Below are 24152 nucleotides of genomic sequence, written 5' to 3'. Positions count from 1 at the left end.
CGGTGAGCTATTCGTTCTCGGTCGTCGGCCGCTGTTCCATGGAGCCCGTCGAACCCGTCGACTTCTTGGACTGCTTGGCCGACCGTGCCTGCTTGATAGCCGACTTCTTGGCCTTGCCCGTCGACTTCGCGGCCTTCTTCTTGGGTGTTTCAGCCATAATTCCCCCGTTTGAGCGATGATGCGAGCCCATGTACGCATCAAGCGGTTGATACCCAATCCAGTTATTTGTCACCCGGTGACGGGGTTTGCTGAGAAGGCTCGTTCAGCGATCGGGGGAGCGCGGGCGGCGCCGGTGCGCGAGGACACGGATCCGCGCTGTACGCATGGGTGCCGCCACGCCGGGCAGGGGGGCGGCATGCGACGCGAAAACGACCGTGAGCAGCACCTCGTGAACGGGTTCTGGCGGGACACCGAGATCGACTACGAGCCGGATTTCGCCGAGGAGCACACACCGTCGGAAACCGATCCGGCGAACGCCCGCGCCTCCGACGGCATGCCGGATGAGCGCTGGGACAAGCCGACCGAGGTCTGAGGGAGATGTGATGACGACCGGAATGATGGGTGTCGACCCCCGGGATCTCGACGACGAGGATCTCTTCCGCGAGATGCGGCATCTCCACGAGACCCGGACCGACGCCCTGTTGCACGGATCAGACGACGCGCTGGAGCGCCACACGTCCCGCACGCGGGAACTGGAGGGGGAGTACCTCAAGCGTTATCCCGAACGGGACGTGGACCCTGGGCGCCTGCGCAGTGGAGCCCGCGAGAGGTGACCACCATGGGGAAGATCGCCACGAGAAGGACGCCGCGTGAGCTGGCCGGTGACGTCTCCGGCCAGGACACCGGCGCCGTCCGGCCGCTCGCCGACGTCCAGAGCGTGCACGACGACGACATGCGCGTGTACGAGACGGTGGCCGCACTGAACGTCGACCGGCGCGCGGCCACCGTCGCCGAGATCGCGCGGCTGGCCGATCTCCCCGAGGAGTTCGTACGGCACAGCCTGGACGTCCTGGTCGCCGACGGGTGGCTGCTGCGGCGACGGGGCGCCTACCTGGTCGGGCCGCACGACTGGGGCCTGGAGTACTGACCCGTGCTCCACGGCTCCCGGCGCCGGTGGTCCCGGTGTCGGTGGTCCCGGTGTCGGTGGTCCGGTGTCGGTGGTCCCGGTGTCGCGCCGGCCGCACGCGCGGGGCTCTGGCGGCGTAGCGCGGGGCCCGGCATGGCGAAGCCGCCGCACCACGGGGGCGCGGCGGCTTCTCGGGATGTCCAACCCCGGAGTGTCCGGCCCGGCGTCGAACCCGGAAGTGTCCGGTCCGGCGTTCTGGGCCCGGAACGTCAGGCGCAGGCGGCGGCGAACGACTGGGCGCCCTCGGACGCCTTCTTGGCGAACTCGGTCACCTTGGTCGCCGCGGCGGGGTCCGACGGGTCGATCTTGAGCTCGGCGAAGGAGTCGCCGACCTTCTGCAGGGCGCTCTGCAGGTCGCCGTCGGCCTTGCCCGCGAGTTCCTTGAGCTTGGAGGAGAAGTCCGCGGTCGCCTTGTTGAGATTGTCGAAGTTCGCGCCGGCCGCGGCCGCGGCGGTCTGGTAGTCGGTCATCGCCTTGGTCGCCTCCGTGCAGGTGGCCACCTTGTCGGCGCCGCCGCAGGCCGAGGTCAGGGCGAGAAGGGTAGACGCCGCGACGACGGCGAGGGAGTTCCTGACGATGCTCATTACGTGCCTTCCTAGTGATCTTTGACGAGGAGCGACATTAGGAACGCCCCCTTGCGGATCCCTTACAACGCGCTTACAAACGCGAAGATCGTAAAGTATCGGCTTTGCCCGTCCTATGCTTGCGCCCATGACGCGACGACTTGCCGAAGTTGCCAAAAAAGTGGGGGTGAGCGAGGCGACGGTGAGTCGTGTCCTCAATGGCAAGGCAGGAGTCTCCGACGCCACGCGGGAGGCGGTCCTGACCGCGCTCGACGTGCTCGGATACGAGCGGCCCACCCAGTTGCGCGGCGAGCGCGCCCGCTTGGTCGGCCTCGTGCTCCCGGAGCTGCAGAACCCCATCTTCCCCGCGTTCGCCGAGGTCGTCGGCGGATCGCTCGCCCAACAGGGGTTCACGCCCGTCCTGTGCACCCGTACGGTCGGAGGGATCTCCGAAGCGGACTACGTGGATCTCCTGCTGCAGCAGCAGGTGTCCGGCGTGGTGTTCGCGGGTGGCCTGTACACGCAGGCGGGGATGGTGCACGAGCACTACCTCAGGCTGATCGACCGCCGCCTGCCCACGGTCCTGGTGAACGCGGCGGCCGACCACTGGGAGTTCCCCCGCGTCTCCTGTGACGACACGATCGCCGTGGAGCAGTCGGTCGGCCACCTGAGGGCCCTCGGGCACGAGCGCATCGGCCTGGTCGTCGGTCCGCCGGACCACATGCCGTCCGTACGCAAGCTGGAGGCGTTCCGGGCGTCCGGCGGCGAGTTGGTCGAGCACACGATGCACTCGCTGGAGGGCGGCCACGCCGCCGCGCTCAAGCTGCTCGGCCGCGAGGTCACCGGCATCGTCTGCGGCAGCGACCCGCTGGCTCTCGGCGTGGTCCGCGCGGCGCGGCGGCGCGGCCTGCGGGTGCCGGACGACCTGTCCGTCATCGGGTACGACGACTCGGCGCTGATGAACTGTGTGGACCCGCCGCTCACGACCATCCGGCAGCCGATCGAGGCGATGGGCCGGGCCGTGGTCGAGCTGCTGGTCAGCCAGATCGACGGGACCGCCGTCGCCGCCGGCGAGCTGCTCTTCGAGCCCGAGCTCGTGGTCCGCTCGTCGACGGCCCGCCCCCGCTGACCTGGTCGTTCCCTGGACCCGCTGTTTCTTTGGATCAAAGCCCTTTCTGCTCGGAGATCCGGGAGAGGCGCCGTGGACGCTGGAACCGGCGCACCTCCAAGGTCACCCACACCATAAGGTCGTCTACAGTACTTCGCAATATTTCGACGACTATTCGCAATATCGCGCGCATGTGACGGACCGCGATGCTCGTGGCGCTTGTCATGCCGGGAACGCTCCGGGTCCGCGCCCGGTTCGCCCCCGGTTCGCGCCTGCTCTCACGTGTGCGGTCGGCGCCCAGACGTCGGCCACCACTCTCCGCCCGGATCGCTGCTTCGCGCGCTCACGCCGTCCGCGTACTCGCCCCTCTCCCGGCTCCCGGTTCCCGCGCTCCCTCTCGTGCGTGTCCGCCGTGACCGCGTGCCCGGCTGTCCGGGCGCGTAGGGGGACCGCCGCAGGCCCCCCTCCCGGCCATGCCGTACGAGCCGAGCGGCCGGGCAGCGCAAGCGGTTGCAAGTATTTACGCGATTTGTCGTATGCTTGCGCCCATGACACGACGGCTTGCGGAAGTGGCCAAGAAGGTCGGCGTCAGCGAGGCGACGGTGAGCCGCGTCCTCAACGGCAAGCCGGGCGTCTCCGACGCCACGCGGGAGGCGGTCCTGACCGCGCTCGACGTGCTCGGTTACGAGCGGCCGACGCAACTGCGCGGCGACCGCGGCCGCCTCGTCGGCCTGGTCCTCCCGGAGTTGCAGAACCCGATCTTCCCGGCGTTCGCCGAGGTGGTCGGGGGTGCGCTGGCGCAGCAGGGGTTCACCTCGGTCCTGTGCACCCGCACCGTCGGCGGCGTGTCCGAGGCCGACTACGTCGATCTGCTCTTCCAGCAGCACGTCTCCGGCATCGTCTTCGCCGGCGGGCAGTACGCCCAGGGCAACGCATCGCACGAGCACTACGCGCGGGTGCTGGAGCGCAGGCTCCCGATCGTGCTGGTCAACGCCGCGGTCGACCACCTGCGCTTCCCCCAGGTCTCGTGCGACGACGTGGCGGCGGCCGAGATGGCGCTCGGCCACCTGCTGGCCCTGGGGCACCGCCGCATCGGCATGTTGCTCGGTTCGCCTGATCACGTCCCCTCGCGGCGCAAGCTGGCCGCGTTCCGTGCCTTCGCCGCCGCGAACGGCCTGGACGTGGCCCCCGAGGACATCGAGCACGCCATGTTCTCCATCGAGGGAGGTCACGCGTCGGCGGCCCGTCTGGTACGCCGTGGGATCACGGGCATCATCTGCGCCAGCGACGTGCTCGCCCTCGGGGCGGTCCGCGCCGCCCGGCGGGCCGGGCTGTCGGTCCCCGAGGACGTCTCCGTCGTGGGATATGACGACTCGGCCCTGATGAACTGCACGGATCCGCCGCTCACGACCGTGCGGCAGCCGATCGACGCGATGGGCCGCGCCGCCGTCGACCTGCTCGTGGCGCAGATAGACGCCGTCGCCGTCCCGGCGGACGAGCTGCTCTTCGAGCCCGAGCTCGTGGTGCGTTCCTCCAGCGCGCCCGCGCCCCGCGAGGCCGCCCTCCCGGGTTAGCCTCTCGGGCCGCCCTTCCTGATCAGCCTTTCGCGCAGCCCTCCAGGGGTTGGCCTCTCGGGCCGGACCCCTCTGGTTCCGGGTCGCCGGGGCCCAGGCCGTTCTCCCGCCGCGCCCCGTGCCGCGTTGCTGAGCTTCGGCCTCGTCCCAAGCCGTGCCGTATGCCCTGGACGGATGTTTCCCGACGATGGCGTGAGGTGCACTGTCACTTTTTTGCATCATGAACGCATGAGTCTTGCTGGGTTCTGTATGCCTCTGTATGTTTCTCGCAACTGTCCGGCTCGGGTCGTGGCGCGCCGTTCCAGGAAGGAACATTCATGAAAACCCGCAACCTCTCGATACTGCTGGCCGCAGGCATCACCCTCAGCGTCGCCGCGTGCGGAAGCGACGCCGGCGACACCCCGAAGGCCGCGTCGTCGCAGGGCTCCGCGGCTCCCGCCGCCGACGCCCCCGTGACGATCACGGTCGGCTGTCAGCCGCCGAAGAGCAACCCGAAGGAGCGCAGCCAGTGGGACGCCGACGTCGCGGCGTTCCAGAAGCTGCACCCGAACATCACGATCGAAAGCAAGGACGCCTTCCCCTGCATCGTCCCCGAGACGTTCCAGGCCAAGCTGGCCGGCGGGGAGATGGAGGACCTCTTCTACGTCTACTACACCGACGTCCAGAAGATCATCGCCAACGGTCAGGCGGCCGACATCTCGCCGTACGTCGACACCGTCACCACACTGAAGGACATGCGTCCCGACGTCCTCGGCGTCTTCAAGAGCGGCGAGAAGATCTACGGCATCCCGAGGACCAACTACTCGACGGGGCTCGTCTACAACCGCAAGCTCTTCACCCAGGCGGGTCTAAACCCTGACAACCCGCCCAAGACCTGGGCCGAGGTGCAGGAGGCGGCCAAGAAGATCGCCGCGCTGGGCGCCGGTTACGTCGGGTACGGCGAGTACAGCGCCGGCAACACCGGAGGCTGGCACTTCACCTCCTCCCTGTACGGCCGCGGCGGCGAGGTGGTCACCGCCGACGGCAAGCAGGCGGCCTTCAACAGCCCCGAGGGCAAGGCCGTCCTCGAGAACCTGAAGCAGATGCGCTGGACCGACAACAGCATGGGCACCAAGCAGTTGCTCCGCTGGGAAGACCTCATGCGGATGATGGGCAGCGGCAAGCTCGGCATGATGATCGGCGCCCCCGACGTCGTGAAGGCCGTCAACAACGACTTCAAGGGCAAGTTCGACGACTACGGCGTGACCTCGCTGCCGGAGGCGACGTCGTCGCTCAGCGGTGGCGACGGCTACATGTTCAATCCGAAGGCCACGCCCGAGCAGATCAAGGCCGGCCTGCAGTGGCTGGAGTACAGGTTCCTGACGCCCGGCCAGGGCCAGTTCAACTATGAGCGGGCCAAGGCCGACGGCCTGCCGGTGGGCCTTCCTGAGACGGACCTGTACGGCTCGGCCGCGCCCGGAGCGAAGATCAACGAGCAGCGCAGGCAGTTCGCGACGGTTCCGGTGGATCACTTCCAGCCCTACGTCGACGGTGCCGCGAACGTCCAGTTCAAGCTGGAGCCGCCCAAGGCCCAGGAGATCTACGCGGTGCTGGACACGGCGATGTCCGCGGTGCTGACCAGGCAGGACGCCAACATCGACCAGCTGCTCTCCGACGCGGAGAAGAAGGTCAACAACATCCTGGCGAAGTCCAGCTGAGATCAGGTCGTGTCCCGTGGGCCTTCCCGGCCTACCGCGGTCGCCCAGATGGCGCCTCGCGGCGGCGTCGGGTCCCTCTGACCGCTCCTCGCCACGGCGAAGATCCACAGGACACTTCCTGCCTCCGGGGTGCCGGCCCACACAGCCGGCACCCCGCCGGTCACGTCGAGATCAGGAGTTCAACCCATGACCACAATGACCGTGAGGGGATCACGGCGCCGCACGCCGGGGGCGGTGCGGCGTGGCGTGCGCCGCAACCTGACGGCGTACGGGTTCCTCAGCGGGGCGCTGATCTGCTTCGCGTTCTTCTCCTGGTACCCGATGGTCCGGGAGTTCCTGCTCAGCTTCCAGAAGACGAACTTCGTCTCCTCGCCGGAATGGGTCGGGCTCGACAACTTCCGCACCGTGATGGAGGACTCGGCGTTCGGTCCGGCCTGGATCAACACCGCCATGTTCACCCTGCTGGCGCTGATCGTCGGGTATGCCGTTCCGTTCGTGATCGCCCTGGTGCTCAACGAGCTGCGGCACGCCAAGGCGTACCTCAGGTTCGTCGTCTACCTGCCGGTGATGTTGCCTCCGGCCGTCGCGGTCCTGCTGTTCAAGTGGTTCTACGACCCGGGCCCCGGGCTGTTCAACCAGATCCTGGACCTGGTGCACCTGCCCGGCCTGAGCTGGCTGGACTCCACGGACACCGCGCTGATCTCCCTGGTCATCGTCTCCACCTGGATGAACCTCGGCACCGGCACGCTGATCTATCTCGCGGCGCTGCAGAGCATCCCCAGTGACCTGTACGAGGCGGCGGAGCTGGACGGCGCCGGACTGTTCCGGCGGGTGTGGCACGTCACGATCCCGCAGACCAAGCTCATTTTGCTGGTGATGCTGCTGCTCCAGATCGTCGCGACCATGCAGGTGTTCATCGAGCCGTACCTGCTCACCGGAGGCGGGCCGGAGAACGCGACGGTCACCGTCGCCTACCTCATGTACCAGTACGCCTTCAGCTTCGGGAACTTCGGCGGCGGCGGCGCGCTGGGGTTCATGCTCATGATCGTGTTGATGGTGTTCTCGGCCGTCTACCTGCGCGTCTCGCGGGACAACCAGAACTAGGAGGGAGTGGCACCGATGTCGAACAGCACAGCTCAGTCGTCAGGCACTGGTGTCCGGTCGGGCCGACCGGCTCGGCTCGTCCCGCCGCCGGCCTCCGGCCAGAGGAAGGCGGCACGCCGATCCCGCCGGTCGGGCAGGAAGCCGGAACGCGAATTCCGCGGCCTGATCTCGCCGCACACGCTGAACACCACCCGCGGGCGGGTGATCTACTGGATCGTCCTCGTCACCGTCGTGGTGAGCTTCACCGTGATCTTCCTGTTCCCGTTGTACTGGATGGTCACCGGGGCGTTGAAGTCACCGGAGGATCTGGCCCAGATCCCGCCGTCGCTCTTCCCCGAGTCGATCAACTTCGACGTGTACAAGGAGGCGTGGGACCAGCTCGACCTGGGGCTGTTCCTTCGCAACACGGTCGTCTACGCGGCCGGCGCCTGGCTGTTCACGCTGGCCGTCGACGTGTCGGCGGCCTACGCCCTGTCGAAGCTGCGGCCGGTGCTCGGCAAGGCGGTCCTCGGCCTCATGCTGACCACGCTGATGATCCCGCCGATGGTGATCCTGCTGCCCGCGTATCTGACGGTCAAGGATCTGCCGATCCTGGGCTGGAACCTGCTGAACACGCCCTGGGCGATCTGGCTGCCCGCCGCCGCCAACGGGTTCTTCATCTTCCTGCTCAAGCGGTTCTTCGACTCGATCCCCCGGGAACTGCTGGAGGCCGCCGAGATGGACGGCGCCACTCCCGCGCGGATCCTGTGGTCGATCGTGCTGCCGGTGTCCCGGCCGATCATCGGCGTGGTGTCCATCCTGTCGGTGATGAACGTCTGGAAGGACTTCGTCTGGCCGCTGCTCGTGCAGCCGGACTCCGACAAGATGCCGATCAGCGTCGGCATCGCCTCCCTATCGGCGCAGATGCCGCAGAACGTGCTCATGGCCGCGCTCGTCATCGCGAGCATCCCGGCCATCGTGGTCTTCCTCTTCTTCCAGCGCAGCATCATGGCCGGTCTCACCGCCGGAAGCCTCAAGGGCTGACGCGCCCTCGCGCGTCGGCCAGGTATCTCTCTGTGTGAGGAGTTGTATTCAGCATGTCCGGCAGTGCCTCTCGGGGGACGACTCCACAATCCGAAGAATGGTGGCGTGGCGCCGCGATCTACCAGGTGTACCTGCGCAGCTTCGCCGACGGGAACGGCGACGGCACCGGTGACCTGGCCGGATTGCGGGGACGCCTGCCGTACCTCGCCGATCTGGGCGTGAACGCGATCTGGCTCAACCCCTGGTATCCCTCGCCGATGGCGGACGGCGGGTACGACGTCGCCGACTATCGGAACATCGAACCGGTCTTCGGCACGCTGGCCGAGGCGGAGAAACTGATCGAGGAGGCCCATGCCCTGGGCATCCGGATCATCGTCGACGTGGTGCCGAACCACGGTTCTGACCATCACGCCTGGTTCCAGGAGGCGCTGGCCGCCGGTCCCGGTTCGGAGGCCCGGGAGCGGTTCTGGTTCCGCCGGGGGAACGGCGACGCTCCGCCCAACGGCTGGCAGTCGATCTTCGGTGGTCCGGCGTGGACCCGGGTCCCCGACGGGGAGTGGTATCTGCACCTCTTCGCGCCGGAGCAGCCCGACTTCAACTGGACCAGCCCCGCCGTACGGGAGGAGTTCCTCGACGTCCTGCGCTTCTGGTTCGACCGGGGAGTGGACGGCATCCGCATCGACTCGGCCGCCGTGCTCGTCAAGGATCTCGACAGCGTCGAGGAGTCGTACACCGACCACGACGGGGTGCACGAGATCTACCGGGAGTGGCGCCGGGTCTGCGACACCTACTCGGCGCGGATCCTCATCGGAGAGGTGTGGCTTCCCGACCAGGAACGCTTCGCCAGGTACCTGCGGCCCGACGAGCTGCACACCGCATTCAACTTCGACTTCATGTCCTCCGCGTGGGAGGCCGGCGCGCTGCGCCGGGCGATCGACATGACCCTCGCCACGCACGTGCCGCTGGGCGCGCCCGCGACGTGGGTGTTGTCGAACCACGACGTCGCCCGCCCCGTCACCCGGTACGGCAGGGCCGACACCTCGTGGGACAACGGCGACCGCAAGGACGGCGCTCCGTCCGACCTCGAACTCGGCCGGCGCAGGGCGCGGGCGGCGGCGCTGCTCGCCATGGCGTTGCCCGGCGGCGTCTACGTCTACCAGGGCGAGGAGCTGGGGCTGCCCGAGGTCGAGGACATCCCCGGTGACCTGCGCGAGGACCCGATGTGGCATCGCTCGGGGCACACCGTTCCCGGCAGGGACGGCTGCCGGGTCCCACTGCCGTGGTCGGGCGCCGAGCCACCGTTCGGGTACAGCACCGGCGAGCCGTGGCTGCCGCAGCCCGCCGGATGGAAGGACCTCACGGTCGAGGCGCAGCAGGCCGATCCCGGGTCGATGTTGTCGCTCTACCGGGCCGCGTTGCGCGTGCGCCGCGAGCGGCTCGGCGACGGCACGCTGACGTGGCTTCCCTCGGGCGACGGCGTGCTGGCCTTCACCCGCGACTCCGGCGTGACCTGCGTCGTCAACCTCGGCCCCGATCCCGTACGGCTGCCGCCGCACGAGTCCGTCCTGCTCGCCAGCGGCCCCCTCGACGGTGACCTGCTCCCCGCCGACACCACCGCCTGGCTGGTCTAGCCGTACCGATCATGGCCGTACGGCGGGGTGGAGCACGACCGGCGACATCCCCGTGACGGCCTGGAACAAGCGAGTGCTTCCGGCGCGACATGAATCAACGAATGCGAGTCGGCATGCTGCGAGTCGACACGGTGCGAGTCGACACGGTATGCAGCGACCATGATTCACGCCCGCCGGAAGCGCCCGCGAGTCGGCGTGAACGCCGACGCGCTCAGGACTCGATGCGGCTCATGTCCGGGTAGCGCGCGCCGCGCACCGCGTCAGCGGGTACGGCAGACTCCAGCGCGGCCAACTGGGCCGACGTCAGCGGAATGCCGGCGGCCGCGGCGTTCTCCTCCAGGTAGCTCAGCCGCTTGGTGCCCGGAATCGGCACGATGTCCTCGCCCTGTGCGAGCAGCCAGGCCAGGGAGAGCTGGGCCGGGGTGATCCCGGCCGACTCGGCGATCTTCCTGACCTCGGTGACCAGGGCGGCGTTGTGCGCGGCGTTCTCGCCCTGGTTGCGCGGTGCCCACTTGCGGAAGTCGTCGTCGGGAAGCTGCTCGGCCGGTGGGACGGTGCCGGTGAGGATGCCGCGGCTGATCGGGGAGTAGGCGACCAGCCCGACGCCCAGCTCGCGGGCGGTGGGAAGGATCTCCGCTTCCAGACCGCGGGTGAACAGCGAGTACTCGCTCTGCAGGGCGGCGATCGGGTGGACGCCGTTCGCCGCGCGCAGGGTCTCCGCGCTCACCTCGGACAGGCCGAGGTGCCTGACCTTGCCCTGCCGTACGAGTTCGGACATCGCGCCGACGGACTCCTCGATCGGCACGTCGGTGTTGCGGCGGTGCATGTAGTAGAGGTCGATGTGGTCGACGCCGAGCCGCTGGAGGGAGGCGTCACAGGCGGCCCTGATGTACTCCGGGGTGTTGTCGACGGAGCGGACGCCACCCTCGCGCCTGATGCCGAACTTGGTGGCCAGCACGACCTCGTCCCTGCGGTCCTTGACGGCCCGGCCGACGAGCTGCTCGTTGTGGCCGCTGCCGTACATGTTGGCCGTGTCCAGGAAGTTCATGCCCAGGTCGAGCGCGCGGTGGATGACGGCGATCGACTCCATCTCATCGGCCGGGCCGTAGAACTCGGACATGCCCATGCAACCGAGGCCGAGGGCCGAGACCTCCAGGCCGCTGTTTCCGAGCGTGCGCTTGATCATGTCGTCTCCCGATAAGCTTTGATCTTGTAGTCCAGGGCCGACAGGTCCTGGGTGAGCTCGGCGATCCTGGCCGCGACCTTCTCGCGATGCCGTTCCAGCATCAGGCGCCGCTCGCCGGCGGTGTGCGCGCCCGCACGGCGCAGTTCGGCGTAGCGGCACATGTCCGCGATCGACATACCGGTGGAGCGCAACTTGGTGAGGAAGTCGAGCCACTCCAGGTCGTGCTCCGCGTAGTCGCGGTGCCCGCTGCCGTTCCTGCCCACGGCGTGGATGAGCCCGATCCGCTCGTAGTAGCGCAGCGTGTCCGCGCTCAGCCCGCATCTGCGTGCGGCCTCCTGGATCGTCATGTCTCCAGGTTCGCCCTTGGAGTGCGCTCCAAGTCAAACCGGACACGGCCTCGTACGCCGTCCCGAGCGACGACCCCGGCCACCGAAAGGACGGCTGGGGACGCCGAAGGACGACAAGGGACGACGGGAGACGGGCTGGGGGGACGGAAAAGTATGGCGGAGGACGGGGAAGGACGCTGCCGCACCGGTGCTGCCGGTGCGGCGGCCGTACGCGCGATCAGGCGGGGGAGGACTCGGGGGCGGGGGTGAGCTCGGCGGTGCAGAAGGCGCACCTGCGGGCCCTGACGGGGATCGTGCTCAGGCACTCGGGGCATTCCTTCTCGGTGGTCTCCTTGTTCCGGTCGAACAGGCTGATCAGCCGGTTCATCGGCATGACGACCAGCCAGTAGATCACCGCGGCGATGATGAGGAACGTCAGCACATGGTTGACGAAGTCGCCGTATTTGAACTCGCTCCCGTTGATCGTGAACGAGTACGCGGAGAAGTCGGGCTGTTTCCCGCCGGTCACCGCGCCGATCAGCGGCGTGATGAGGTCGGCGACGAGGGCCTGGATGAGGCCGCTGAAGGTGGCGCCGACGACGACGGCGACCGCTAGCTCGACGAGGTTCCCTCGCATCAGGAATTTCTTGAATCCACTCATAGCGCTACGACTTATCCCAGGTCACTGATCGTGTGCAAGAGCGTGTCAAAGCGTGGTATGCCCTGACCTGGTCAGTCAAGGCGCGACAAATTTGGGCCTTGACTGCGAACGGTCCGCGCTGTTCCCATAGCAGTCACAAAGTTAGGAACCTTTCCTAACCTTTGTGTGTCCCGTCATGATCAGCTGGGCCCGCGTCCGCTCGGGGGAGCCGGGGCGCGTGGTCCGGCGGAGAGGGCCGTCACGGTGTTCCCCCGAAGCCTCCGTCGTCCGTTGATCCTCTTAGCCTCGCTGGCCACTGTGGCCGGCTTACAGCTCGTCGTCTCGTGGCCCGCCTCCGCCGCGACCCGCTACGAGGCGGAGAACGCCTCGATCTCGCAGGGGGCCGTGGAGGCGAACCACACCGGATACTCCGGGACCGGGTTCGTCAACGGCGACAACGTCGCCGGCAGCTACACCCAGTTCACCTTCAACGCGTCCGCGGCGGGTACCGCGACGCTGGTGCTGCGGTACTCCAACGGGACGGGCGCCGCACGCACGGCCGACGTCGCGGTGAACGGCGCCGCGGTGTCGGCCAACCGGTCGTTCGGCGCGACCACCGACTGGGACACCTGGGCGAACTCCACCGTGACGGCCAACGTGAACGCCGGCGCCAACACGCTGCGGGTGACCGCGACATCGGCGGGTGGCAACCCCAACCTGGACTATCTGGACGTGACGGTCGCCGTTCCTTCATCGGTCCACCAGGCCGAGGACGCGACGCTGTCGCAGGCGTCGGTGGCGACCAACCACACCGGGTACACCGGCACCGGGTTCGTCGACTACGTGAACGCCGTCGGCGGCTACATCCAGTGGACGGTCGAGGTGGCCTCCGCCGGGCCGGCGACGCTGACGTTCCGGTACGCCAACGGCACGACCACCGACCGGCCGATGGACATCACGGTCAACGGGACCTCCGCGGGGGCGAGGTCGTATCCCGCCACGGCGAACTGGGACACCTGGGCCGACGACACCGTCACCGCGAACCTGAACGCGGGCGCGAACACGATCCGCGCCACGGCCACCACGGCGGGCGGCGGACCGAACGTGGACAAGCTCACCGTCGCGGCCACGTCCGGCGGCGACATCCAGCCGCCCACCACGCCCGGCACCCCGACCTGCGGCGGCATCGGCACCACCGGACTGACCCTGAGCTGGGGCGCCTCCACCGACAACGTCGGCGTCGTCGCGTACGACATCTACAACGACGGCAACAAGCTGGCCGAGGCGCCGGGCAGCCAGACCTCGACGAGCCTGACCGGCCTCACCCCGAACACGCAGTACCGCCTGTCCGTGTTCGGCAGGGACGCGGCCGGCAACGTGTCGATCGGCAGCCAGACGGTGGCCTGCACCACCCTGGCGAGCACCGACACGCAGCCGCCCACCGCGCCCGCCGGGCTGACCCGGTCGAACGTCACCGCCACCAGCGCCGACCTCGCCTGGACCGCGTCCACGGACGATGTCGGAGTCACCTCGTACGAGGTGCGCAGCGGGACCTCGGTGTACAAGACCGTCACCGGCAACCCGCCGGCCACCTCCACCACCGTCACCGGCCTGGCCTGCGACACGCCGTACTCGCTCACCGTGGTCGCCCTGGACGCGGCGGGCAACGCCTCCACCGCGAGTAACGCGGTGAGCTTCACGACCCTGGCCTGCGGCGCCGCGGACGGCGGCGTGCCGTCCGCCGTCACCACCGTCTCCTCCGGCTGGACGATCCCGTGGGGCCTCCACTGGATGCCCGACGGGCAGACGGCGCTCGCCACCGAGCGGGACGACAAGGTGACCTCCGGCCAGTTCAAGGTCTTCAAGGTCACCCTGGCCGGGGCGAGGACCCAGGTCGGCACCGTGCCGAACGTGCAGACGACCGGCGGCGAGGGCGGCCTGCTCGGTGTGGCGGTCGACCCGAACTGGGCGTCCAACCACTATGTGTACTTCTTCCACACCGCGTCCGAGGGCAACCGGATCGTCCGGATGACCTACAACGGCACCTCGCTGAGCGGCTACACGATCCTGGTCCAGGGGATCAAGAAGAACAAGTACCACAACGGCGGCCGGCTGGCCTTCGGCCCCGACGGCTACCTCTACGCGAGCACCGGCGACGCGCAGACGTCGAGCCTCGCCCAGGACACGACCTCGCTCAACGGCAAGATCCTGCGGATGAAAACCGACGGCACCCCCGCTCCGGGAAACCCCTTCGGGACGCTCGTCTACAGCTACGGCCACCGCAACCCGCAGGGCCTGGCCTTCGACCGCAACGGCAGGCTGTGGGAGGCCGAGTTCGGCAACAGCTCGGTCGACGAGCTCAACCTGATCAAGCCGGGCGGCAACTACGGCTGGCCGACCTGCGAGGGCACGTGCAGCGTCTCCGGCACGACCAACCCGAAGAAGACCTGGTCGGTGAGCACGGCGTCGCCGAGCGGCATCGCGATCGTCCGCAACGTCATCTACATGGCCGCGCTGCGCGGAGAGCGGCTCTGGCGGATCCCGATCACCGGTGACACGGAGAACGTCGGCACCCCGACCGCCTACTACGTCGGCGCGTACGGCCGGCTGCGCACCGTGGTCAAGGTTCCCGGAGCCGACCAGCTCTGGCTGACCACCACCAACGCCGACAACAACGGCGGCGCCGCCAACGGCGCGGACAAGATCTTCCGGATCACCATCAGCTGACAACCGGCCCCGGTCCCGTACGGAACGCGTACGGGGCCCGGGTCACCCCCCAACCAGCAGGAGTGTCACGTGCGCAAGTTATTCGCATGCGTCCTCGGCGTCGCCCTGGCCGGGGCACTCGGCTCCATGGCGTCGCCCGCGCAGGCGGCGTCGGCCGTGTACCAGGCGGAGAACGCGACGCTGTCGCAGGCGTCGGTGGCGACCAACCACACCGGGTACACCGGCACCGGGTTCGTCGACTACGTCAACACCACCGGCGGCTACATCCAGTGGACGGTCGACGCGGCCTCCGCCGGGCCGGCGACGCTGACCTTCAGGTACGCCAACGGCACGACCGCCGACCGCCCGATGACCATCACGGTCAACGGGACCTCGGTGGGGTCGACGTCCTACCCGGCCACGGCGAACTGGGACACCTGGGCCGACGCCTCCGTCCCGGTCACCCTCACCGCCGGCGCCAACACGATCCGCGCCACCGCCACGACGACGACCGGCGGCCCGAACGTCGACAAGCTCACCGTCGTCACGCCGGACCCGGGCGGCCCCTCCATGGCGGTCGCTCCGTACGAGTACCTCGGGTGGGGCAACCCGCAGTCGCCCACCAGCGTCATGACCGCGACCGGCGTCAAGTGGTTCACCCTCGCCTTCATGCTCTCCGACGGCACCTGCAACCCCAAGTGGGACGGTGACCGCGCCCTCACCGGAGGGTCCGACCAGGCGGCGATCAACTCCATCCGCGCCGCCGGCGGCGACGTCGTCATCTCGTTCGGCGGCTGGAGCGGCAACAAGCTCGGGGAGAAGTGCTCCAGCGCCTCCGCACTCGCGGGCGCGTACCAGAAGGTGATCAACGCGTACAACCTGAAGGTCATCGACATCGACATCGAGGACACCGAGTTCTCCACCGCGAGCGTGCGGCAGCGCGTCGTGGACGCCCTCAAGATCGTCAAGACGAACAACCCCGGAATAAAGACGATCATCACGATGGGCACCACGCCGAGCGGGCCCGACTCGACCGGAGCCGACCTCATCAACCGCGGCGCGGCGGCCGGGCTGGACAACGACGTCTGGACGATCATGCCGTTCGACTTCGGCGGCCACACCGGCACGATGGGCGCCGCGACGGTCAGCGCCATGGAGGGCCTGAAGGCCAAGGTCAAGAGCGCGTACGGCTACAGCGACGCGGTCGCCTACACCCGCATCGGGCTCTCCTCGATGAACGGCAAGACCGACGAGGCGGACGAGACGGTCACGACGGCCGACTTCCAGACCATGTTGTCGTACGCGCAGCAGCACCACATCGGCCGGCTGACGTTCTGGTCGATCAACCGGGACCGGGCCTGCGGGTCCGGCTCCGACGCCGACTCCTGCAGCGGCGTCTCCCAGTCCGCATACGCCTACACCAAGATTTTCGTCCAGTACACAGGGTGAGATGACATGCGCATGAGATCACTGATCATCGCCGCCGGACTGCTGCTGCCCCTGGCCGCGGTCCATCCGGCGGCGGCGGCCACCACCGTCTACCAGGCCGAGGACGCGACGCTGTCGCAGGCGTCGGTGGCGACCAACCACACCGGCTACACCGGGTCGGGGTTCGTGGACTACGTCAACGTGACCGGCGGCTACGTGCAGTGGTCGGTCTCCGCCGCGGCGGCGGGATCGGCGACGCTGACGTTCCGGTACGCCAACGGCACGACCGCCAACCGGCCGATGGACATCGCGGTCAACGGGACCACGGTGTCGACCGGCAAGGCGTTCAACGGCACCGGCGACTGGGCCACCTGGGCCGACACCTCGGTCACGGTCGCCCTCAACGCCGGCTCCAACACGATCAGGGCCACCGCCACCAGCACCGGCGGCGGGCCGAACGTGGACAAGCTCACCGTCGTCAGCCAGGACGGCGGCAGCGGCGGCGGCCCCGCCGTGCCGTTCGGCAGCCACCAGTTCGCGTACGCCGCCGGGATGCTGCGGCCCACGGGGACGCAGGCGACGCTCGACCAGAAGGTGATCGACTACTACACCAAGTGGAAGGCCGCCTTCGTCAGGCAGAACTGCGGCAACGGCTGGTACGAGGTGATCTCGCCGGACGCCGACCACCCGTACGTCGCCGAGGCGCAGGGCTACGGCATGGTCATCGTCGCCACCATGGCCGGGGCCGACCCGAACGCGAAGACCATCTTCGACGGGATGGTCAAGTACATGCTGGCCCACCCGTCGGTGAACAACGCCAACCTCCTCGCCGCCGAGCAGGACACCTCCTGTAAGAGTGTCAACGGCTCCGACTCGGCCACGGACGGGGACCTGGACGTCGCCCTCGGCCTGCTGCTGGCCGACAAGCAGTGGGGCAGCACCGGGACGTACAACTACAAGGACCTGGCGGTCAAGCACATCAACGCGATCAAGCAGAGCGAGGTGAACCCGACGACCAAGCTGATGCTGCTGGGCGACTGGAGCAGCTCCGGCGACTCGCTGTACTACACCTCGCGCTCGTCCGACTGGCTGATCGACCACTTCCGCGCGTTCAAGAAGGCCACCGGCGACACCGCGTGGGACACGATCAGGACGGCCCACCAGAATCTGATCACTTCACAGCAGGCTAACTACGCGTCGAGCACCGGACTGCTCGCGGACTTCGTGGTCAACACCAACACCACCCCCAAGCCGGCGCCCGGCGAGGTGCTGGAGGACGCGAACGACGGCAAGTACTGGTGGAACGCCTGCCGTGACCCGTGGCGTATCGGCACCGACGCCGTGACCAGCGGCGACAGCGCCTCCCTCGCCTCGGCGCGGAAGATCAACACGTGGATCAAGAGCAAGACCGGCGGCAACGCGAACAACGTCGCGGTCGGGTACTCGCTCAGCGGTTCGCAGATCAGCAGCGGCAGCGAACCCGCCTTCTTCGCTCCGTTCGCGGTGGCCGCGATGACCGACTCGGGCAGCCAGGCATGGCTCGACGCCCTGTGGACGAAGATGCTCAACACCTCGTTCACGTCGAACGACTACTACTCGACCAGCATCCAGCTCCAGGTGATGATCGTCGTCACCGGCAACTACTGGCTGCCCTGACCCCCGCCGCGATTCCACTGCGCCGAGCCCGTCCCGCCTCCGGTGGGGCGGGCTCGCTCCCGCTCAGGTCACCGCCGCGCCACCCCTTGTCCCGCCTCCGGCGGGGCGGGCTCGTGGCGCCTTCGCGGCGGTGATCACGTGCCGAGGGATCGGGTCAGGGCGACGTGGACGTCGTCGAGGGCGGTGCCGAGCTTTCGCATGAGCGCGATCGTCAGCTTGCCCTCGCGCAGCCGGTCGCGGAGCTTGGTCCGGACGTTCGCTATGCCTTCGAGGTTGTGGCCGTCGATGGAGTTGTGCAGCACCTGTTTGAGGTCCAGCGCCGCGTCCGCGCTGATCTCGTTCCCGGAGAGGCCGTCGACCAGGATCAGGTCGAAGCGGGAGAGCGCCCTGTCCAGGGACACCGGTTTCGGCGTCGCGAGCGGCAGTGTGGACACGCTGGGGTCGCCGCCTGACGTCGTGTCCGCCTGGCGCGTACGGGCGGGCTGCGGGCGAGGATCCTCCGGGGTCGGCCTCGGTTTCCCGCGGGCCCCGGGGCTGGGTTTCCCGCTCGGCTCGGTCCCGGGTTCCCGCGACGGGTGGGCCACGGGCTCGCCGGCCGAATCACCCGCGGGATCGTCCGACGCGTCACCGACCGGATCGGCGACAGGCTGTTCCGACGGATCCGGGACCGGCGTGGCGTGCGGGCGCTCCACCTGATCCTCCGCCGCGGGCGCCGCGGTGCCGGGAGCGCCGGACGGCGACGCGGCCTGGATCGACGCGCTCGACGGCGGCCGGGCGGTCACGCCACCGGGCGTCCCGCCGTACTGCGACCACACCAGGACACCGATGGCCACCGCGCCGGTCGCGGCCCCCCAACCCCGCCACTGCCGCCCACGCGGACCCTGCGACGGCGTCAGCAGGTCGGCCATCTCGCGGGCGCTGGGCCGTACCTGGGGATCGGGGGAGAGGCAGCGGTGGCAGAGCTCGGCCACCTCGGCGGGGAGGCCGGCCACGTCGGGGATCGGGGGCGGGTTCTCGCGCCGGGCCGCCTCGATGCCCTCCCAGGTCGTCTCCGGGTACGGCGGAGCCCCGGTGATCATTTCGAACAGCAGCACGCCCAGGGCGTACACGTCGACCGCCGGATCGGCGGTCATGCCGCGCAACCGCTCGGGCGCGACGTAGGGCGGCGTGCCGAAGTCGGCCACGAGGTGGTCGTCGGCCTCGCCGGTGAACGCGGCGATGCCGAAGTCGAGCAGCTTGGCACCGTCCGGGGTGAGCAGCACGTTCTCCGGCGTGACGTCGCGGTGCACGATGCCGCGCTCGTGCGCCGCGGCGAGTACCCGTGCGAGCCGGGTGGCGATGGCGGCCGCCTCCGCCCACGGCAGCGGTCCCTCCACGATCCGGTCGGCCAGTGAGCGCCCCTCCAGCAGGCGCATGACCACGTACGCGGCGAGCCTGCCGCCGTTCGTCACGGTCTCGCCGTAGTCGTAGACCTCGATGGCGTCGGGGTGGATCAACCGTGCGGTCGCCCTGGCCTCGCGGCGGATCAGCTCGCGGCCGGGATGATCTCCGTCGAGCGTGCCGTCCAGCACCTTGATCGCGACAGTGCGCTGCAGGGACTGGTCGAAGGCGCGCCAGATGACCGACATCCCGCCCGTCGCTATCCGCTCCTGTAACTGATAACGACGGGTCAGGACGTCGCCCTCACGGAGCTCAGGACGATTCACGAACCACCAGTTCCGTGGGCAGTACCGGATTGCCCTCGGATGCCCCTTCCTCGGCCACCGAGACGAGGAGCAGTTTGGCGGCGAGCGAGGCGAGTTCCTCGACGGGCTGGCGGACGGTGGTCAGGGTCGGGGACGTGTGCCGGGCGATCGGCGCGTCGTCGAACCCGACCACGGCGACGTCGTCGGGCACCTTCCTGCCGGAACGGCGCAGCGTCTGCATCGCCCCGGCCGCCATCACGTCGGACGCCGCGAAGACGGCGTCGAGATGTGGTGCCCGTTGCAGCAGCCACTGCATCGCGTGCGCGCCGGAGGCGTGGCTGAAGTCGCCGTACGCCACCGGCATGTCGAAGATGCCGGCGTCGCGGAGCGTCTGGCGGAATCCCTCCAGGCGATCTCTGGCCGCGGGCAGCGTGGGCGGGCCGGCGATGGTGGCGATGGCCCGGCGGTTGCTCAGCAGCAGGTGTTCCGCCGCCTGCCGGCCGCCATCCCTGTTGTCCATGTCGACGTACGGCAGCTCGACGCCGTCCGGGGGACGGCCCGCGCAGCGTACGGGGATGCCGGACGCCGCGAGGGTGACCGCGAGGGGATGGCGTGCTCTCGCGCTCACGAGGAGCACTCCGTCGACGGCTCCCGCGACGAGCGGCGGGGCGGCGATCGCCGAGGTCGCGGGCGTGGCGGTCATCACGACCATCGGTACACCATGCGCGGCGAGCACCTCCTCGCAGCCCGCGAGCAGTCGTGCGTAGAAGGGCTCGCTGAAGAGCCGCGGTGTCTGTTCGCAGACGACTGCTGCGATGATCTGGTCGGTACGCCTGCCCCCGGAACCACGAGGCGCGCGACGCCGTACGTAGCCGAGGCGGGACATGGCATCATGCACCTGGCGGCGGGTGGACGTCGTCACGCGGACCGAGCCGGTCAGGACCCGGGACGCGGTCGCCGGGGAGACGCCGGCTGCGGCGGCTACCTCTGCGAGGGTGGGAAGATCGGCCATTCCGGTCTCCTCGGCCCGAAGTGTTACGGCTTGGGAGCGCTCCCAACGGAACGTATCACTGTTTCGTGCGTGTCAACAGAGGTTTCGTCGGGATGAAACCTTTCGGAGTATTCCGCACACGTTCGGTATGGTCAGAGGTTAGGTGTCCACCTACTCCCTATGGCGGTTAATGAGGGATTCTGTCGTGGACTAAGCGAACGTGTTCCGGTGAATCCCGAGGCCAAAGCGGGTTAACCGGAAATTTGACCGCCATGATCGAACTGAGTGACGAAGCGCTGATCGCTGGTCGCGGTAGGGTCCTTGACAAAGGGATCACGGATGGACACTTGCCCATCTTTCGGTCCTCCACATAGTGGCCCCGCTGAGAAAGGTTTCTCCTGAGTGACCAGCTTTAGCCGGATCGTCCTGCCCGTCGCCACGGGTACGGTCGTGCTGACCTTGCTCGCCGGGTGTTCCACCTCCGGCACGGATTCCGCGGGTCCTTCACCCTCGGCCCCCGTGACCGCGTCCGCCTCCGAAGCCGGCACCGCGTCCGCCGCTCCGTCGGAGACGCCCACCACTCCGGAGGAGCCTTCCGCCTCCCCGGAGGCCACCGAGGCGCCGGGACACAACGACGCGGACGTCTCCTTCGCGAAGATGATGATCCCCCACCACCTCCAGGCCATCGACATGGCGGGGCTCGCCCGGACCCAGGCCGGCGACCAGTGGATCAGGGATCTCGCCGCGAAGATCGTCGAGGCGCAGGATCCGGAGATCCGGACCATCAAGGGATGGCTGGACGGCTGGGGTGAGGAGCCCCACCCGCGCGACCACGCGATGCCGGGAATGTTGTCCGAGGCCGAGATCGGCAAGCTCGCCAAGGCCGACGGGTCCGCGTTCGACCGCCTCTTCGTCACGATGATGATCAAGCATCACCAGGGCGCGATCAAGATGGCCGAGGAGGAGCGGGCGTCGGGCGCGTTCGCGGAGGCCACGGCCCTGGCCGACACGATCGTCACCACGCAGGCCGCCGAGATCAAGGAAATGAAGGCGTACCTCGCCAAGCTGAAGTGACCGGGTAGGCGCCGGGTCGCCGGATCCGAAATCTCCCTCACCGGAGGTTCAGGAAGAAGGGCCGGCGGTCCCGGTGATTCGGCACCCGTCCCTCCGGTGGTCAGAGCGCTGCTTCTCGACCGTGGGGGAGTGTGGGGATGCGCGACCCCGGACCACAGACACCACGAGCCGGGTCCCTCGACCGTTGAAGGTGAGGGCCCGGCTCGTGGCGGGCGCCATGGTTCAGGCGGGAACGATGTTCTCGGCCTGCGGGCCCTTCTGGCCCTGCGTGATGTCGAAGGACACCTTCTGGCCCTCCTGCAGCTCCCGGTAGCCCTGGGCGGCGATGTTGGAGTAGTGAGCGAAGACGTCGGGGCCGCCGCCGTCCTGCTCGATGAAGCCGAAGCCCTTTTCCGAGTTGAACCACTTCACGGTTCCAGTTGCCATGTCGATCTCCCTTTGAACAGGTGCAGAGCCGGAAACCGCACTGCACGGACCCGGCGTCGCTGTGATGAACCCATCCGGAGATCCCAGAGAAAACAAAAATGCACCTGAAGGTCACATCCCGTCAGGTGCACACAGAGTTTATGGGTACCACAACTGCAACAGGCCCCAAGTTAGCACATGTATATGCCGGGCACGAACGTATGGCTTAGACGGCCGCGCGCGGCACCGGGACATCTCCCATCCTACCGACGGATGCCTGGCCCGACATGTCGGGATTCTGCCCGGTAGTTCCTGCGTTCGGGCCGGACCATCCCGGCCGTGTCTCCGTAGGCACCGTCAAGGATCAGCGCGGCAGGGGCGAAGGAGGAGAGCTCGACCTGGACCCGGTCGCTCGGCGGGGGCGGCGCGCGGCCGGCGCAGCCAGATCCGCTACGCGGATCTGGCTGCGCCAGCGAAGGGCGCCGCGTGAGGGAACTGGTCTTCCTGCGCAGTGGCACGCTCTCCTGGCGGGAACGCGACGCCCCCGTCCTGACCGGACCCGGTGACGCGATCGTCCGCCCGTTCCTGGCCGGCCGCTGTGACGGGGACATCCTTCCGCTCCATCGGCCGGTGTCCCGCGCGCTGCAGGCCGGGATGAGGCTCGGACTCGTCGACCCGGTCGTCCGGTCGATCTGCGGAGACGTGCCTTTCCGTGGGCCGTTCACGATCGGCCACGAATGCGTCGCCGACATCGGGTGGGACGGGGACGACGCTGCACTTCCTCCGACGCACCGCCTTCCCCGCCGAACACGTCACCACCCTGCTCGCCGACTGGGACGACGCCCCGCCGCCTACACCGCCAAGACCACCAAACTCGTCCTCAGACGAGACCCCGAACGAACGATCACGCGATGACCGTCATCGGCTGACAGTGACGGGCGACAGCACGACGATGCGGCGTACCCCTGCCTCCCACGCCGGCTCCACGACAGGCTCGGGCCGTTCTCAGAGGCGGTGCTCAGGCATCATTTGCGGGCATGCCTCGACGCCTGGCCAGGTCCGCGATGACGAGGCACCCGGCGACTGCGACGAAGAGCAGCGGCGGGAGCCACGGCCCGGCCACGTTGGACGGGCAATAGGTAATGAACAGCGCGGAGTGAAGCGCGTAGGCGGCAACCGCGATCAGAGCGCTGCCCGCCCCCAGCCAGGCCAGGATGCGGTGCATGGCAGGACTCGCCTTGAGCGTGGCCAGAGCCGACACGAGCAGCAGCAGCGGCAGAACCGACCCGATGCCCGCGTACACCAGCCCGAAGATCGGCAGATCGAAGCCCACGTACCGCTCCTCGCCTCCCTGAATCGGGCACAGGCCGATGCCGGTGCCTCCCAGAGCCGGCAGAGCGTACGGCAGTGCGGAGACGAGGATCGCGGTGATCCACCAAAAACGAACCGAGCGCTTGAACACCGACCATCCACATCCAAATGAAACGGAGAACCAACTACGCGCATCCGCTTCCGCGTCTGGCGTGACCCCCAGGAAGGCCGGTGTGATCTCAAACAGTGCGTCCGGCGTGGCCCCAGCGCGGTCTGCGTGATCTTAAACAGCGCGTCCGGCGTGGCCCCGGCGTGGCCCCGGCGCGGCCGGTGTGATCTCAGCGACGCGTCCGTGTTTCGTGGCCGCGACCGGGATGCCAGCTCTCGATCACCAGATGGTCATTGGTCTCGGCGACCCGGACCAGCACCACCTCGGTGATCTCGATTCGGAAGAAGTGGGACTCCGTCAACTGCGCCGGATCACCCAGTTCGTGCGCGATTCCGGCGATCTTGACATCGCCCGGATAGGCGCTGGGATTCTCCTCAGGCATGTCGCTCATGGGGCCGTGGAGCGCCAAGCGCGGATCACGGCGGAGATCGAGGGCCTTCAGTGATCCGGGCATGCTGCCGAGCCGCAGATCACCACCGGAGAAGCCGACTTCGGTGCCGCTGATCCGAGGAGAGCCGTCCTTGCGGAGCGTCGCCAGCGTGCAGTGTTTCGCGCTCTCGAACCGTGCGCGCACCCGCGCGGCGAATTCGGGCGCCTCGTTCTCGAAATCCTGCCACCATGTCATGCACCCAGATCATGCCGAGCGGCTCCGACAGAACGAGGACTCCGCGGGCATGCCCCGCTCCTGACGGGGCATCTGGCCCGGGATGTCCACTCTGGGCGCTTTCCCGACGCGGCTCGACCATCAC

General features: G+C 68.6%; 24 protein-coding genes. 14 read left to right on the top strand and 10 right to left on the bottom strand.

The annotated features are described in order from the left end of the window. Window positions 1–7 precede the first annotated feature (7 nt). A complete protein-coding gene (locus AB0I59_RS14435) occupies window positions 8–157 on the bottom strand; it encodes a hypothetical protein (protein WP_358132835.1) in 150 nt (49 codons plus the stop codon). 198 nt (window positions 158–355) lie between these two features. On the opposite strand from AB0I59_RS14435, the gene AB0I59_RS14430 reads away from it, so the two are divergent. Genes AB0I59_RS14430 through AB0I59_RS14420 form a run of 3 tightly spaced genes read left to right on the top strand, consistent with a single transcriptional unit; the run spans window position 356 to window position 1087 of the window. Beyond that, complete coding sequence (locus AB0I59_RS14430) at window positions 356–532, top strand: hypothetical protein (RefSeq protein ID WP_358132833.1); 177 nt, start codon at window positions 356–358, stop codon at window positions 530–532. 10 nt (window positions 533–542) lie between these two features. Then, complete coding sequence (locus AB0I59_RS14425) at window positions 543–773, top strand: DUF6158 family protein (RefSeq protein ID WP_061254960.1); 231 nt, start codon at window positions 543–545, stop codon at window positions 771–773. A 5-nt stretch (window positions 774–778) separates the two neighbouring features. Further along, on the top strand, window positions 779–1087 hold the full coding sequence (locus tag AB0I59_RS14420) for a hypothetical protein (protein ID WP_358132831.1): 309 nt from the start codon (window positions 779–781) through the stop codon (window positions 1085–1087). A 248-nt stretch (window positions 1088–1335) separates the two neighbouring features. Here AB0I59_RS14420 and AB0I59_RS14415 read toward each other — a convergent pair whose 3' ends face one another. After that, window positions 1336–1710: a DUF8711 family protein gene (locus tag AB0I59_RS14415; protein ID WP_061254958.1), complete on the bottom strand. Its 375-nt coding sequence runs from the start codon at window positions 1708–1710 to the stop codon at window positions 1336–1338. A 127-nt stretch (window positions 1711–1837) separates the two neighbouring features. Between AB0I59_RS14415 and AB0I59_RS14410 the strand changes: the two genes are divergently transcribed. The 6 genes from AB0I59_RS14410 (at window position 1838) to AB0I59_RS14385 (ending at window position 9826) form a co-directional block, all read left to right on the top strand. After that, a complete protein-coding gene (locus AB0I59_RS14410; protein ID WP_061254957.1) occupies window positions 1838–2818 on the top strand; it encodes a LacI family DNA-binding transcriptional regulator in 981 nt (326 codons plus the stop codon). 527 nt (window positions 2819–3345) lie between these two features. Then, the gene (locus AB0I59_RS14405) at window positions 3346–4371 is read left to right on the top strand and encodes a LacI family DNA-binding transcriptional regulator (RefSeq protein ID WP_082776767.1); all 1026 of its coding nucleotides are present in this window, start codon (window positions 3346–3348) and stop codon (window positions 4369–4371) included. A 317-nt stretch (window positions 4372–4688) separates the two neighbouring features. Then, a complete protein-coding gene (locus AB0I59_RS14400; protein WP_061254955.1) occupies window positions 4689–6068 on the top strand; it encodes an ABC transporter substrate-binding protein in 1380 nt (459 codons plus the stop codon). Window positions 6069–6254: 186 nt separating this feature from the next. After that, the gene (locus AB0I59_RS14395) at window positions 6255–7172 is read left to right on the top strand and encodes a carbohydrate ABC transporter permease (protein ID WP_358132828.1); all 918 of its coding nucleotides are present in this window, start codon (window positions 6255–6257) and stop codon (window positions 7170–7172) included. A gap of 15 nt (window positions 7173–7187) precedes the next feature. Further along, complete coding sequence (locus tag AB0I59_RS14390) at window positions 7188–8195, top strand: carbohydrate ABC transporter permease (RefSeq protein ID WP_082776766.1); 1008 nt, start codon at window positions 7188–7190, stop codon at window positions 8193–8195. Between the two features lie 53 nt (window positions 8196–8248). Beyond that, window positions 8249–9826, top strand: a complete 1578-nt coding sequence (locus tag AB0I59_RS14385) for a glycoside hydrolase family 13 protein (RefSeq protein ID WP_061254953.1) — start codon at window positions 8249–8251, stop codon at window positions 9824–9826. A 211-nt stretch (window positions 9827–10037) separates the two neighbouring features. Here the strand turns inward: AB0I59_RS14385 and AB0I59_RS14380 are convergent, their stop codons facing one another. The 3 genes from AB0I59_RS14380 to mscL all read right to left on the bottom strand — a co-directional run bounded on the left by AB0I59_RS14380 (window position 10038) and on the right by mscL (window position 11999). Then, on the bottom strand, window positions 10038–11012 hold the full coding sequence (locus AB0I59_RS14380; RefSeq protein WP_358132826.1) for an aldo/keto reductase: 975 nt from the start codon (window positions 11010–11012) through the stop codon (window positions 10038–10040). Beyond that, window positions 11009–11359, bottom strand: coding sequence for a MerR family transcriptional regulator (locus tag AB0I59_RS14375; RefSeq protein ID WP_061254951.1), 351 nt, complete (start codon window positions 11357–11359; stop codon window positions 11009–11011). The genes AB0I59_RS14380 and AB0I59_RS14375 overlap by 4 nt, the downstream gene beginning before the upstream one ends. A 217-nt stretch (window positions 11360–11576) precedes the next feature. Then, window positions 11577–11999 carry a large conductance mechanosensitive channel protein MscL gene (gene mscL, locus AB0I59_RS14370; RefSeq protein WP_061254950.1) on the bottom strand — a complete coding sequence of 141 codons (423 nt, stop codon included), beginning with the start codon at window positions 11997–11999 and terminating at the stop codon, window positions 11577–11579. A 297-nt stretch (window positions 12000–12296) separates the two neighbouring features. On the opposite strand from mscL, the gene AB0I59_RS14365 reads away from it, so the two are divergent. The 3 genes from AB0I59_RS14365 to AB0I59_RS14355 all read left to right on the top strand — a co-directional run bounded on the left by AB0I59_RS14365 (window position 12297) and on the right by AB0I59_RS14355 (window position 17768). Continuing rightward, window positions 12297–14705 (top strand): PQQ-dependent sugar dehydrogenase, encoded by a 2409-nt coding sequence (locus tag AB0I59_RS14365; RefSeq protein ID WP_358132823.1) that lies wholly within the window; start codon window positions 12297–12299, stop codon window positions 14703–14705. Window positions 14706–14774: 69 nt separating this feature from the next. Beyond that, window positions 14775–16133 (top strand): carbohydrate-binding protein, encoded by a 1359-nt coding sequence (locus tag AB0I59_RS14360; RefSeq protein WP_358132821.1) that lies wholly within the window; start codon window positions 14775–14777, stop codon window positions 16131–16133. 6 nt (window positions 16134–16139) lie between these two features. Continuing rightward, complete coding sequence (locus AB0I59_RS14355) at window positions 16140–17768, top strand: glycosyl hydrolase family 8 (RefSeq protein ID WP_358132819.1); 1629 nt, start codon at window positions 16140–16142, stop codon at window positions 17766–17768. A gap of 134 nt (window positions 17769–17902) precedes the next feature. Here the strand turns inward: AB0I59_RS14355 and AB0I59_RS14350 are convergent, their stop codons facing one another. Then, window positions 17903–19474, bottom strand: coding sequence for a serine/threonine-protein kinase (locus AB0I59_RS14350; RefSeq protein WP_063818729.1), 1572 nt, complete (start codon window positions 19472–19474; stop codon window positions 17903–17905). Continuing rightward, entirely contained in the window at window positions 19461–20465 is a 1005-nt protein-coding gene (locus tag AB0I59_RS14345; protein ID WP_061254948.1) for a LacI family DNA-binding transcriptional regulator, read from the bottom strand. Before AB0I59_RS14345 ends, AB0I59_RS14350 begins: the two co-directional genes overlap by 14 nt. Window positions 20466–20846: 381 nt before the next feature. On the opposite strand from AB0I59_RS14345, the gene AB0I59_RS14340 reads away from it, so the two are divergent. Beyond that, window positions 20847–21518, top strand: coding sequence for a DUF305 domain-containing protein (locus AB0I59_RS14340; RefSeq protein WP_061254947.1), 672 nt, complete (start codon window positions 20847–20849; stop codon window positions 21516–21518). Window positions 21519–21740: 222 nt separating this feature from the next. On the opposite strand, the gene AB0I59_RS14335 is transcribed toward AB0I59_RS14340, so the two are convergent. Beyond that, window positions 21741–21944, bottom strand: coding sequence for a cold-shock protein (locus tag AB0I59_RS14335; RefSeq protein ID WP_061254946.1), 204 nt, complete (start codon window positions 21942–21944; stop codon window positions 21741–21743). Between the two features lie 465 nt (window positions 21945–22409). Between AB0I59_RS14335 and AB0I59_RS14330 the strand changes: the two genes are divergently transcribed. Continuing rightward, entirely contained in the window at window positions 22410–22838 is a 429-nt protein-coding gene (locus tag AB0I59_RS14330) for a hypothetical protein (protein WP_358132816.1), read from the top strand. A 103-nt stretch (window positions 22839–22941) separates the two neighbouring features. Here the strand turns inward: AB0I59_RS14330 and AB0I59_RS14325 are convergent, their stop codons facing one another. Together AB0I59_RS14325 and AB0I59_RS14320 are read right to left on the bottom strand one after the other, a co-directional pair. Further along, on the bottom strand, window positions 22942–23385 hold the full coding sequence (locus AB0I59_RS14325) for a hypothetical protein (protein WP_061254944.1): 444 nt from the start codon (window positions 23383–23385) through the stop codon (window positions 22942–22944). Between the two features lie 187 nt (window positions 23386–23572). Then, a complete protein-coding gene (locus AB0I59_RS14320) occupies window positions 23573–24028 on the bottom strand; it encodes a pyridoxamine 5'-phosphate oxidase family protein (protein WP_358132814.1) in 456 nt (151 codons plus the stop codon). Window positions 24029–24152: the final 124 nt, after the last annotated feature.

The organism is Microtetraspora glauca (assembly GCF_040656155.1).
In the GTDB taxonomy this organism is placed as follows: Bacteria; Actinomycetota; Actinomycetes; order Streptosporangiales; family Streptosporangiaceae; genus Microtetraspora; species Microtetraspora glauca.
The sequence above is the reverse complement of the archived record's forward strand: the minus strand, read 5'-3'. Positions and strand labels throughout refer to the sequence as shown.